Below are 12,200 nucleotides of genomic sequence, written 5' to 3' on the forward strand. Positions count from 1 at the left end.
CCCTCGTTCATTCCGTGAGTTTGGCCTGCACTCCGCAGCGCAATCCCCTGGTGCAAGACGCCCCGGGTCGGTCGAGCAAACGCAGGCCTGGTTCCGTTGAACACACACCGCTGTCGGCCCGGTGCGCTCTGATACCGCGCGCCGCCGACGGTTTATCAGCATGCCTTGCCTACTTTCCGAAAAGCCCCTTGAGCAGATCAAGCGGCTTGGGTTCCTCGGCCGGCTTTTGCTTCACATCCCCGCGGCCTGCATCGCCCATGCCCGGCATGCCAAGCATGGTGTTGGCGACTGATTTGACGCGCACGCGCGCCGACCATTCGGGCTCCCACGCGATCTTGGGGTTCGTGGGGCGCGGCGGGTAGGCCATCGAGGCTTCGCTGCCGTAGGCGATCATGCGCAGCATGGCGCCGCCCTGGCCAAACACTTCTTTCGGGATTGCGCATTTGAGCGTGGCGGGCGGCAGCAACACTTTCTCGCCCAGCCAGCGGTCGACCGCCGGGTTGGTCTGGTAGTCCATCAGGCCAAAACCCGTTTCGGGGACTTCGCTCGATGACCAGATCACCATTTCGTTCTCACCACGCGCGCCCATCGCCGAGAGGAAGTAAGCGCGCGCCGTGGGCAGCGCAGCCCATTCGAGCTGGGTTGAAGTGCCCGCATCGCGCTGGCTGAGGTTGATCTGCGGCATGAAGTCTTGCTGGCTGGCGATCTGCAGCTTGAAACTGGCGGGCACGCCCTCGCCAGAGAAGGCGTGTTCGCCGACCAGCGAAGCCCCCTCAGGCACCTTGCGCGCGTCTTTCGGGTTGGGCCACACCGGCCTGCCGGGTGCCTGGTGAGCACCGCGCTGCGTGGCACGGCGCGCCTGAAAGAACTTTGCGAAGGCGTCGGGCGAGGCCTGCGCCATGTCCAGTACCTTGGGCTGGCCGCTGCGCACCGTGTCGCCGCAGCCCCAGAAGAACAGGATCTTGCCCTTGGGACGTTCCATCGGTTCCGGTTCGCTGACTTCGTCATCGGTTTCCGGCACCGGGCGCGGCTTTTCGGGCGGCGTCGCGATCAGCGTGAGGCTCGGTGCGAGCAGGCTGCCGGCGGGTACCGCTTGCGCGCCTTCGGCCAGCGCCGGGTTGTTGCGGGTGTAGAGGGTTACGTCGAGCCAGCGGCCGGTGCTGCCCGCTTGCGTCATGCCGAAGTGGTTGCCGGCGTCCTTCTTGCCGCCGAAAAGGCCAGAGAGCCCTTCCATCACGCTGGCGCCGGGCATACCGCCCATCATTCCCGAGAAGGTGGCGACATCAATCCATGCCTGTGCCACCGGCGGTTTCACCACCTGTGCCGACTTCGCCTGTTTGCTCTGCGCAGCGGCGGTACCGGACAGACCCATGACGATGCTGCCAATCGCGGCAGCGATGATGGTGCGACGCATGACCCCTCCCTTTGTTTTTTGCGGGTTCCCCGCTTAATTCTGGTTCGCATTGCGCGGAATGCCAGAAGTGATGCGGGAGGCGTGTGCGTTTTCTGGTGCCGGCCTCAGTCGCGGTAGCGCGGCGCCCGTTTTTGCATCATCGCCAGCGCGCTCTCCTGCATGTCTTCCGATAGCAGGGCAGAGGCGTTCCAGCTCGCGATGTAACGCAGGCCGTCTTCGATCGAATGGTCGCGGCCGTAGTTGAGCATTTCCTTCACGCCGCGGATCGCAAGCGGCGACTTCGCTGCAATCGCCTGCGCGATCTCGGCCACGCCTTGCTGCAAGGCTTCGGGCGTGGCGAACACGCGATTCACGAGGCCGATATCGGCTGCCTCATCGCTTGCTACATCGCGCCCGGTGTAGGCCAGTTCGCGCGCGATGCCGTCGGCGATGATGCGCGGCAGGCGCTGCAGCGTGCCCACGTCGGCCGCCATGCCGATGTCGATCTCCTTCACCGAGAAGACCGCGTTGGCGCTCGCGTAGCGCATGTCGCAGGCGCTGATGATGTCCACCGCGCCGCCGATGCAGGGGCCATGGATCGCGGCGAGTACCGGCTTGCGGCAGCGTTCGATGCTGCTGACGCAATCCTGCAGATCGAGGATCACGCGGCGCAGCAGTTCCTGGCTGCGGGCCGCGTCCGAATGGGCGATGCGCTCCCGCAGGCCGGCCAACATGGCCAGATCGATACCGGTGGAGAAGGCGCGGCCGTTGCCGCCCAGCACCACGACGCGCACGCTCGGCGTGCTGTCGGCCCACTCAAAGGCCTGGCGCAACTCCGGCCACATTACATCGTTAAGCGCGTTGAGCTTGTCGGGCCTGTTCAGCGTGACGCGCGCAACGGCGCCTTCGGTGGTGATGCTGATGGTCTGCAATGCGGGGATGTCATGGCTCATGGCGCGAGGCCTCCGTCGTTGGATGATCGGGATCGGCGCAAACGAGGGGGGACGCCCGCAGCGGCGGTGCGTGGTTTGCTTGTGTGGCCGCAACGCTATCACGCCGCCGCGGGGCCGCAAACGGCCGCGCGCTACGGTGTCGTCACCCGGAAAAGCGTTTGATCCGGCCAGGGCCGTCACCCGATGCGCCTGAGCGGTATCGGCAAACTACGCGTTTGAATCCAGGGCGGTCAGGCAACTCGGCTCAAGCGCTGCGCCCGTTGCGAGCCACGCGCGAACACGACGGCGCAGAGGTTCAACGCGACGAAGCGCGCCGGCGAGCATGCGTCACGGGCCAGAACCTGCGGGTACGCCGCTCGCCGGCCTTGCGTGAGCGGGTCGATTACATGCAGCGCGAAGCACGCAATCGCGTATTCAGAACGCGCCACGCCCTCGGCATACGCCGAGTGGCGGTGGCAGCATCAAAGCGCGAAGCGGATCGGCAGCAACCACTGCGGCCAAGTGTGGGTGAAGGCTTCTACCGCTTGGGCGGTACGTCGGGCGAAGCGGTATGCGCAGGGGCTTTGCGCCAGCGTGCGTTCAACGCGGACAAAGCGATCGTCCCCCGGGATCGAGCGCACTGAGAATCCGCTGCGCAGCATCAGCGCAAGCATCGCGCCGTTGCCCACCGCAACCTCGCTGCAGAGCCGCTGCACGCCGGCCTGACGGGCGGCGGTGCAGATGGATTCCAGCATCTTCAAGCCAAAGCCCTTGCCTCGCCATGCCTTGCTGACGGCCAGCGCGAACTCGGCGCTTTCGCCATCGTCCATAACGACGAAGCAGGCATCGGCGACCAGCTCTTCCTGGCCGTCAATCTGCGCGGTGAGGACGAAGCCCTGCTGACGGGCATCGTCAAGACAGGTCAGTTGGGCCTGGATCTGGGGGGCGACGCCACTGTCAAGCCCTTCGCAGCGGGCAAACTTGCCTTCCCGGGGCTGATCACCGGCATGGGAGTGCATCGGGGCCGCATTGCAGCTGGCCGTGATGATGATGTCGCCGGTAATGTCGATGGAAGCTTCAACGGCGCTCAAAAGTTGCGCCGGGTAGGCGTGGATGTTGAAGGCCGTGCTGCCGGTGCTGTGTGAGATGGCTTTCATGAGTCTCTCCGCTGCGTTCCTGTTTGCTCTGATGACCCTGAGCGTTTTGGTTCAGGGCATGGGCAAACTTTAAAGATCGGCAGGGATTGGCTCGCCGGAGAAAGTCGCGGCGAATTTGTGACTTTTTCACGGACCAGGCGAGGTCGCCTCGCGGGTGACGACTTCGCTTGGTCCTTGCGAATCAACGCCCGCTCGGGCCCGCGGTACCGCTGCTCGCCTGCGCGAGCCGAAGTCCGGTCTTTACGTCGCTGGCTTCAAAGCACTGGGGTAGCGCCGCGCGCAATGCGGCGAGGAATTCGCCCGAGCGATGCACCACGCGCCCTTCCACGCCGGGCGCCACAACGCGGCGTTGCAGTTGCACCAGGCCGCGATCGGCAGGATGCTCACCCACCGTGAAGCCACAGCGGAGCATCAAGGCAAGCATTGCGATGTTGCCCGGCAAGGCTTCAGCGATCAGCCAGCGCGCGCCCGCCCCCTTGGCGGCTGCAGCCAGCGTGTCCACCAGGCGTGTCCCGATGCCTATGCGGCGCCATGCTTCCGACACGGCCAGGCCAAAGTCAGCGGTGTCCTCGTCGATCAGGCGGTAGCTGGCCTGCGCAATCACGATTTCGACATCACCCTCAAACACCGTTGCCACAAGCCCCAGTCGCGTGACGTAGTCCACCTTGGAATACTGCGCAACGGGCGCGCAACCGTTGAAGCGATCTTTCAGCGAATCGTGCGAAAGGCGCTCGAAGAATTGCTGTTCGAGCGGAGCGTCTTGCGGGAGGGCAGGGCGGATCGTGATCCGCTTGCCGTTCGCCAATTCGATGCTGTTGATGAGGTGCGTAGGGTAGGCATGAATGTTATAGGTTTGACGCATCGCTCTGGCTTGCATGGTCTGGTCTCCGCCGGCCCCAAATTGAAGGGCCGGCGCGGAAGCTTCAATGCCTGCAATCTGCATGGCATACGGCCAGACTCTAGCGAGCGGTTCCTGGTTTCGCGCCAAACAAGTGCGCGCGAATCTTGTGACAAATTCACATTCACCGGAATTGACAAAGCCGCCATAAAGGCGGCTTCGCGGAGCGGAGCAGGTCTCCGCTACCAGCCCGAGGGCAGTTTCTTCAGCAGGGTGATGTGCTTGCCCTCAACCGCCACGTAGCCGCCCTGGGTGAGCTGCTTGAAGATGCGGCTGATCATTTCGCGCGACGAGCCAACATGATCGGCAATGTCCTGCTGGGTGAGTTTTTCCCCGATGACGAGCTTGCCGTTCTCTTCGCGCGCCCGTTCGTTGAGCAGGCGGGCAACCCGGCTGTACACATCGTCGAGCGCCAGGCTTTTCACGTTATCGGTGGACCGGCGCACCAGCGCGATCAGCTTGCGGATCAGATGCAGCGCGAAGTCCGGATGCTTGCCAAGGAAGTCACGCACGCGACTGCCGGGGACCACCACGCAGGTGGTCGGCTCAAGCGTCATCACCGAAGCCGAGCGCGGGCCACCATCCAGCGACATCTCGCCAAAGTACTCGCCCGCGCCAAGTGTGTTGTAGATGATCTCGCGGCCGTTTTCAGAAGCGCCAAAGACTTTCACCCGCCCGCTGACAATGATGAAGAGCGAATCACTGTCGTCGTCTTCATTGATCAGGATGGCGTGCGCCGGAAAACTCCGCGCACCGCCGTGCTCCGCCATGGCCTGAAGCAGTTCATCCTGAAGGGTGGTCTGAGAAGCTGAGGCGTTTTTCATGGTTTCTTCTTCTCTGCTGGTTCATCCGCGACGATAACCCAAGCTCACTGCGCCGTGGCGGCGTGATCTTGAGCGGTCGGCAAGGGTGGCAGGCCGTGCCGGGCGCGGGCACGCGCGCATTTCTCGTCCCCTGCCTCTACATCCTTGCAGGCCTCGGGCCGCATTTCGTAATGCTGGCACGCCACGGCCACACCAATCTGGCCGGATAGCGCAATGCAACGGGGCGCATGGGGGTCGTTCGTCCCGGCCATGCAAGCAAAAAATGTGTTGATCTGCTCGGTCAGGTTTTCCGGCAGGCCCTTGGCCGTGGCTTCTGACCAGTAAAACGACACCCGGAAGTGGGCGCAGCAAGCGCCACAACTCAGGCAAGGGTTGAGGCTTGTCGTGTGGGAACTCATACGGCAATGAATGCGTGTGGGGTTCTATTTGCCAGGCTTACGCGGCGCCACGCGGGGTTTTGCGGGCGCTGCCGGGCCGCGAGCCGGTCTGCCGCGCAGGTTGGTTCCGGGCGCCTTGTTCGGTGTGATGGCGTGCACGAAGTCATTGCCTGTGCGCGGCTTTCCCGCCCCGCGCTGCAGGCGCGCCGGGGCCGCCCGCGGCACCAGATGATGCGGGCCATTGCCGATCAGGTCGTCACGTCCGATCGCCTGCAGGTAGTCGCGGATCAGCTCGTGCCCGGCCGGGTCGTGGTAGCGCAGCAGGGCCTTGTGCAGCTTGCGCTGCACGCCGGAGCGGGCCGTCTCCACCGTTTCGGAATCGCGGCTGACCTTGCGCAGCGGGTTCTTGCGCGTGTGGTACATCGCGGTCGCCATCGCCAGCGGTGTCGGCGTGAAGGTCTGAACCTGGTCGGGGCGGAAGTCGTTGGCCTTCAACCACAGCGCGAGGTTGAGCATGTCTTCGTCGCGCGTGCCGGGGTGGGCGGCGATGAAGTAGGGCACGAGGTGCTGCTTCTTGCCCGCTTCCTTCGAGAACTTGTCGAACAGGCGCTTGAAGCGGTCGTAGGTGCCGATACCAGGCTTCATCATCTTCGACAGCGGGGCGTCTTCGGTGTGCTCGGGCGCGATCTTCAGCAGCCCGCTGACATGGTGCGTCACCAGCTCCTTCACATATTCCGGCGAGCGCACTGCGAGGTCGTAGCGCAGGCCCGAGCCGATGGTGATCTTCTTCACCCCCGGAATCTTGCGCGCTTTGCGGTACAACTCGATCAACGACGAGTGGTCGGTATTCAGGTTTTCGCAGATGCCGGGGTACACGCATGACAGGCGCCGGCACGAGGACTCGATCTTCGGGTCCTTGCAGGCCATGCGGTACATGTTGGCCGTGGGGCCGCCCAAGTCGGTGATGTGACCGCGGAACTCGGGGATCTTGTCGCGGATCTCCTCGATCTCCTTGAGGATCGATTCGTGCGAGCGGCTCTGGATGATGCGGCCTTCGTGCTCGGTGATCGAACAGAAGGTGCAGCCGCCGAAGCAGCCGCGCATGATGTTGATCGAGAAGCGGATCATCTCCCACGCCGGGATGTGCGCATCGCCATACACCGGGTGCGGCGCGCGGGCGTAGGGTTGGTCGAAGACCCAGTCCATCTCCTCGGTGCTCAGCGGCAGCGGCGGCGGGTTCAGCCATACGTCGCGATCGCCATGCCCCTGCACCAGCGCACGCGCGTTGCCAGGGTTGGATTCGAGGTGGAATACGCGCGAGGTGTGCGCGTAGAGCACCGCATCGTCCTTCACCTGCTCGAAGGCGGGCAGCCGGATCACCGTCTTCGCACGCTGTGCCTTGCGGGCTGCGACGCGCTCGGCCGCGGGCACGATGCGCACCGGCATCGAGCCATCGGCGTTCGGCGCGCTGGCGGTTTGCTGAGGCTCCATCGCGTAGGGATCGGGATGCGGATCGATGCGTCCCGGCCGGTCCAGCTCGGTGGAGTCCTGTTCGACCCATTCTTCCGAAGGCTTCCAGCCGCGCTTGACCATGAAGGCCGTACCGCGCAGGTCGCGGATCGTTTCGATGGCTTCGCCCGCGGCGAGGCGGTGCGCGAGGTCGACGATCGCGCGTTCAGCGCTGCCGAAGATCAACATGTCGGCCTTGGAATCGGGCAGCACCGAGCGGCGAACCTTGTCCGACCAGTAGTCGTAATGCGCGATGCGGCGCAGGCTTGCCTCGATCGAGCCGATCACGATGTTCGCGTCCGGGTAGGCTTCGCGCGCACGCTGGGCATACACGGTCACCGCGCGGTCGGGGCGCTTCCCAGCCTCGCCATGCGGCGTGTAGGCATCGTCCGAACGGATCTTCCGGTCCGCCGTGTAGCGGTTGATCATCGAATCCATGTTCCCGGCGGTCACGCCGAAGAACAGCGCCGGGCGACCCAGCGCCCGGAAGGGTTCGGCCGAAGTCCAATCGGGTTGGCTGATGATGCCGACGCGGAAGCCCTGGGCCTCCAGCGCGCGGCCGATCAGCGCCATGCCGAAGCTCGGGTGGTCGATGTAGGCGTCCCCGGTCACCAGGATGATGTCGCACGCGTCCCAGCCCAGTGCGTCCATTTCGGCGCGGGTCATGGGCAGGAACGGCGCACGGCGCTTGATTTTGCGCACGCGCGGGTAAGCTTGAAGCGAAAGTGGCGTGGTTTGCATGAGGGGGCGCATTTTACGGTAAAGGACCGCACACCACAGGAATATGTTCCCCGAGCCTTATGAGAAACCGCTTTGTGATCATGGACATAGCACTGGTGTGCGCGGATTACAGCTGCAAGCCGGGCGCTTCTTTCGACCACAACGCGCTGCGCCGGATCGGCTCAGGTAACGAGCGGGCGCTTGATCGCGTCCGAGTGCAAGCGCGTGCGAACAGTTGAGTGGCGTCGATTCAGCGCACGAGCGTGGGATTCGTGGCTGAGAGGGATTGATCGACACTCATCGCAACCCCGTGTAGATTAGTTCAAAAGCGCATAATCTGTATTATGTAAAGTACAGTATCCGCTTCTGGACACCGGCGATGGCCGATCCAGTGCGTCCAGCGATTGGCTGGTGCCGCGCAGATCGGGCTTGCGATAAGGTCGTGCTGGACCGGGCCCGCTGAGTGGGAGAATCCGGCCCAGTGCCCGCCCACTGCGCTGCGAATCGCGTAGCACCAGACATTCCGGGCTGTATGCGAGCTTCTCTTGGAGATTCAACTCGACGATGAAAACCATACTTAGCGTCGCGTTTCTGCTGTCGGCGCCAGCTTGGGCCGACGCACAGCTAACCGAAACAGCCACCGGCAGCGCGACGATGCGAACGATCCGGGCCACCGCCAAGGACGACATCAAGCCCAGCAACTGGCCCGGTTTTGTCGAAGTGCTGGTGTCGTCGACGCCGCTGATGCGCCAGACGCTGCTGGTGAATGTGCGCAACATTTCAGAGGTCAGCGTTTCGGAAGACGGCGTTGCGGTAACGCTCGGAACGTCGCCAAGCAAAGCCGCTGCAGTGTCCGCGACGACACTCGTTGTCCCGCGCGGCGTGATGGACAAGAACGCGGCGCTTGAGATGTTCAGGCGCGTCGCGTCCGAGCGATGACAAGGTCGGCGTTCGGCGCAACATGCTCCCCAACGGGCGGCCTGTCCGAGCGCCCTCTTTTTGGGATCAACAATGCACCGCATAAGCTTGTCGCTTCTTGGTATCGCACTGGCGCTGGCGTCTGCCCCGGCACTGCCGCAGGCGTCCGACAACAAGCTCCCGCGCCTGGTCATCGAGACGGGCCGCCAGTACGCGCAACGCAGCTTCCCGCGCGCCGCGACGTGGCAAGGGTTTTATTGCGACAAGGCAGGATGCACGCTCAAGCCGGCGCAACTGCGCATCGAAACGGGGACCGCGCGCAACGTGCTTGATGAGGACGAAGCGCTGGATGTGCTCGCCACCGACGGCGCGCCGTTGGCTTTGTTTCCAGACATGGCGCTTAACGCGGGGAAAGTGGTGTCCTGGTACTGGGCCAGCGGTGATCCTGCCGAGTCCTTACCGGAACCGCGGCTGAGCAAGCTCGGCAAATGGGTGATGCCGTGGAGCACACGGCCGCTCACCCTTTCGTGGGTCAAAACGCCCGAGGGCTACAAGCGCTACCACCTGAGCGACGGCACGACAAAGCAGTTCCTCTTCAGCACTGCGCCAGAAGGCCACTACGGCGGCGACACCACGCCGATCATCCACTGGGCGGGCGATCTGGACGGCGACGGCATGCTGGATCTGCTGCTCAGCATCCCCGACGACAACTGCGGCTTCGACGAGCGGCTGTACCTCTCATCCGGCGCCGGGGAAGGAAAGCTGTTGCGCAAGGCCGCGCAATCGGTGGGCCGAGAGGCGGCATGCGGCTGCTGAAGCAAGAGCCGCCAGACATGAAGGCGCCAGCCCTATCGGGCAAAGCACGGCTGCAGCTTCATGGGGGCGCCGACAACATGCTTGGCCCTGCTACTGCGCGGGCATAGCATCCGGCGTGGGCACCCCGGGTGCGCCGAATGCTGGCGAAAGCACTTGGCCTGCCCTCACCCATTCAGAGAACACCCACCATGATCGACCACACCGGCATCAACGTTACCGACCTCGCACGGAGCAAGCACTTCTACGCCAGCGTGCTCGCAACGCTGGGTTACACCCCGCACCTGGAACTCAAGGACGCCATCGGCTTCGGCGACGGCGATCAACGCGCAGGCAAGGACCCCGGTGGCGACTTCTGGATCTCGCTCGGTGATCCCTTCGTGCCTCGCAGCCATATCGCCTTCCGCGCCCGCAACGCAGCCGAAGTCGCCGCATTCCACGCGGCAGCCCTGGCCGCGGGCGGCCGAGACAACGGCGCGCCGGGGCCCCGCCCGCACTATCACCCCGGCTACTACGCCGCGTTTGTATTCGACCCCGACGGCTACAACATCGAAGCGGTCTGCCACAGCGGCGCTTGATGAACGCTCACGCGGACGGCAGTGCTGGCGCAGGTGGTGGCTGCGGCGGCGGTGAAACAGCTGATGCCACGCGGCCGGGTAACAGGGTAGGCAGCCCACACGCCTTGCGGCATCATCTGCAGCGGCGCCACACCGCATCGACGCCCAGCCCTCTACCCCACCGTTCAGCAAAGCCCGCGATGACGATTGAACTCGACAAACCCGACCGCCAGCAGGCCATCGAGTCCATCCAGCGCTACTTCAGCGAGAACATGGAAGCGCCGATCGGCAACATGACGGCGGGCACGTTGCTGAACTTCTTTCTCGAAGAGATCGGGCCCAGCATCTACAACAAGGCCGTTGCAGATGCCCGCGCACGGATGCAGGCACGCCTCGACGACCTCGAATTTGAAGTGCAGGAAGACGTCTTCACGTACTGGCGGAAGTTCGAAAATGCGCGCGCCAAAAGGGGCCAAAGACGATCGGGGGAGAACCTCTGGCGTAGGGCGAGTTAGCCAAAGGCGTAACCCGCCTTTCCTGCGATCACCGTTGGGCGAATGTGGGGCCCGCGCAGGTTCGCCTTCGGCGGGCCCGCCCTACCAGGCTGGCGGCAGTTCGATAAGACACGCAGCAAGAGGGGCTAGGGATGAGCGGGGCGAAGCGCGCGAGTGGGTTCTGTTGCCACGCTCCGCGTTGGGCTTCGTTTCATTCAGCCCAACCTACCTAGCGCATATCTGGAGCAACTAGCATCTATGCGGTACATCATGCAGAAATTGGCGCTTGTATTTATAGCTGGAATTGCATCACTAAATTCGTCTCTGGTTTTTGCATATTCTGGAGCCGGCTCTGAATGTGGGAATTTTGCCTTGGAGCGTGCTGCAATTGACGGAAAACCAAGCGAGCTTGAAGCGGAGATCGACAAGGTCATCGACCGATGGAGGCAGCATGTAATAGCCCGCCACCAGAACCGCAACATGCTTTCCAAATTGCTAAAGAAGAGCTTTAAACCACCAGAAGCAGCGCCCCGGTCTATTCTTCGCACCAAGTTCATCAACGCATGGTCTGGCTGTTACGAGGTCATGCTTCTCGACCTGGCAACCTCAGCGGGAAACATTTCGAACGCAAGGTATCTTCTCACTAATGGTGCAGACCCAAACGGAAGTCGGCGAGAAATGGACGACTTCCTTAATGCAATCGGCGCAGACCCGTCTGATCCTTTCTTTTCCAGGACCAGCGCGGGCACAACTACCCTTTTCATGCGCTGTCTTTATCTTAGCTCTGACAGAAAGGGCCTGACAAACTTCTTCAATGAAGAACGAACACCCACAGACGTAGAGCGAACGCGTGCTGTGTACAAACTGTTAGTGGAAAATGGCGCCAATGTGAATGCTGGTTGGGGAAGAGAGAACGGACTTCAAGCCTGCAACGATCCAGAAACTATTAGATTCCTTCTTGAGAATGGTGCCAATCCAAACATATGGAAAACAGAAACCAACATATACGGCGCCGGCTCGGCTCCGCTCAATATCCATGTCTATCGCGCACTCACTGGTGGCATCCTCCCTCGCCCACATGAGAGCCTTCAGATCATTGAGATGATCGCAGAGAGATCTAGCAGCAAGAGAGTAAACACACAAGTTTTGCACCATATTTGCTATGACTGCTCAGGAGTAGAACACCTGAAGACATGCGCAGCACTCGCCAAGCTAATAGAAGTTCCCGACAAACGAATATTCATCTCTAAAGGTTTCTTGGACAACGACAACGCCAGATCAATGCGGTGTGACGCGTTGATCGAACCTCGCTGTGAGAACTGCTCTTGGAATGGTCGATATGATCCGATCAAGGATGAAATGCTTCCAAAACCGAGACATTGAGACCCAACGACAGCCCGGTCGGTTGGGCTGAACTTGAGAGGCCCAACACAAGCCTAGGATTGCAAACTGCATATCAAACTCGTCGGTGGACGGCGCTGTAGCCCCACCGCCAAAGTTGGCGCAGAAGCGCAAAAGCCGCCCATCAGGGCAATGCCAGTCAGTTAACCGCTGTCTGGCATTTTTTTCGTCGGAAATTTGTGTGCTCGGTTCTTGACGACTCTGGGG

The 12,200-nt window shown here is 62.6% G+C and carries 12 protein-coding genes; 5 read left to right on the plus strand and 7 right to left on the minus strand.

Annotated features, from left to right (window positions below; all coding sequences use genetic code 11):
* Positions 1–169: 169 nt before the first annotated feature.
* From OPU71_RS11500 to OPU71_RS11530, 7 genes are all read right to left on the minus strand, one after another.
* Positions 170–1,414 carry a hypothetical protein gene (locus tag OPU71_RS11500; protein ID WP_267728118.1) on the minus strand — a complete coding sequence of 415 codons (1,245 nt, stop codon included), beginning with the start codon at positions 1,412–1,414 and terminating at the stop codon, positions 170–172.
* A gap of 104 nt (positions 1,415–1,518) precedes the next feature.
* Positions 1,519–2,346 (minus strand): crotonase/enoyl-CoA hydratase family protein, encoded by an 828-nt coding sequence (locus OPU71_RS11505; protein ID WP_267728119.1) that lies wholly within the window; start codon positions 2,344–2,346, stop codon positions 1,519–1,521.
* Positions 2,347–2,807: 461 nt separating this feature from the next.
* Positions 2,808–3,482, minus strand: coding sequence for a GNAT family N-acetyltransferase (locus OPU71_RS11510; RefSeq protein WP_267728120.1), 675 nt, complete (start codon positions 3,480–3,482; stop codon positions 2,808–2,810).
* 181 nt (positions 3,483–3,663) lie between these two features.
* Positions 3,664–4,344, minus strand: coding sequence for a GNAT family N-acetyltransferase (locus OPU71_RS11515; RefSeq protein ID WP_267728121.1), 681 nt, complete (start codon positions 4,342–4,344; stop codon positions 3,664–3,666).
* Between the two features lie 218 nt (positions 4,345–4,562).
* Positions 4,563–5,204 carry a Crp/Fnr family transcriptional regulator gene (locus tag OPU71_RS11520; protein ID WP_267728122.1) on the minus strand — a complete coding sequence of 214 codons (642 nt, stop codon included), beginning with the start codon at positions 5,202–5,204 and terminating at the stop codon, positions 4,563–4,565.
* A gap of 44 nt (positions 5,205–5,248) precedes the next feature.
* Positions 5,249–5,602 (minus strand): YkgJ family cysteine cluster protein, encoded by a 354-nt coding sequence (locus OPU71_RS11525; protein WP_267728123.1) that lies wholly within the window; start codon positions 5,600–5,602, stop codon positions 5,249–5,251.
* Positions 5,603–5,626: 24 nt separating this feature from the next.
* Entirely contained in the window at positions 5,627–7,756 is a 2,130-nt protein-coding gene (locus OPU71_RS11530; RefSeq protein WP_267728124.1) for a YgiQ family radical SAM protein, read from the minus strand.
* A 618-nt stretch (positions 7,757–8,374) separates the two neighbouring features.
* On the opposite strand from OPU71_RS11530, the gene OPU71_RS11535 reads away from it, so the two are divergent.
* The 5 genes from OPU71_RS11535 (at position 8,375) to OPU71_RS11555 (ending at position 11,975) form a co-directional block, all read left to right on the plus strand.
* Positions 8,375–8,749: a hypothetical protein gene (locus OPU71_RS11535; RefSeq protein WP_267728125.1), complete on the plus strand. Its 375-nt coding sequence runs from the start codon at positions 8,375–8,377 to the stop codon at positions 8,747–8,749.
* A gap of 72 nt (positions 8,750–8,821) precedes the next feature.
* Complete coding sequence (locus tag OPU71_RS11540; RefSeq protein WP_267728126.1) at positions 8,822–9,544, plus strand: hypothetical protein; 723 nt, start codon at positions 8,822–8,824, stop codon at positions 9,542–9,544.
* A gap of 188 nt (positions 9,545–9,732) precedes the next feature.
* The gene (locus tag OPU71_RS11545) at positions 9,733–10,119 is read left to right on the plus strand and encodes a VOC family protein (RefSeq protein WP_267728127.1); all 387 of its coding nucleotides are present in this window, start codon (positions 9,733–9,735) and stop codon (positions 10,117–10,119) included.
* Between the two features lie 179 nt (positions 10,120–10,298).
* Positions 10,299–10,613, plus strand: coding sequence for a DUF2164 domain-containing protein (locus OPU71_RS11550; RefSeq protein ID WP_267728128.1), 315 nt, complete (start codon positions 10,299–10,301; stop codon positions 10,611–10,613).
* Positions 10,614–10,850: 237 nt separating this feature from the next.
* Positions 10,851–11,975, plus strand: coding sequence for a hypothetical protein (locus OPU71_RS11555; RefSeq protein ID WP_267728129.1), 1,125 nt, complete (start codon positions 10,851–10,853; stop codon positions 11,973–11,975).
* Positions 11,976–12,200: the final 225 nt, after the last annotated feature.

The sequence above is a fragment of the Niveibacterium sp. 24ML genome (assembly GCF_026586805.1).
Taxonomy (GTDB): domain Bacteria; phylum Pseudomonadota; class Gammaproteobacteria; order Burkholderiales; family Rhodocyclaceae; genus Niveibacterium.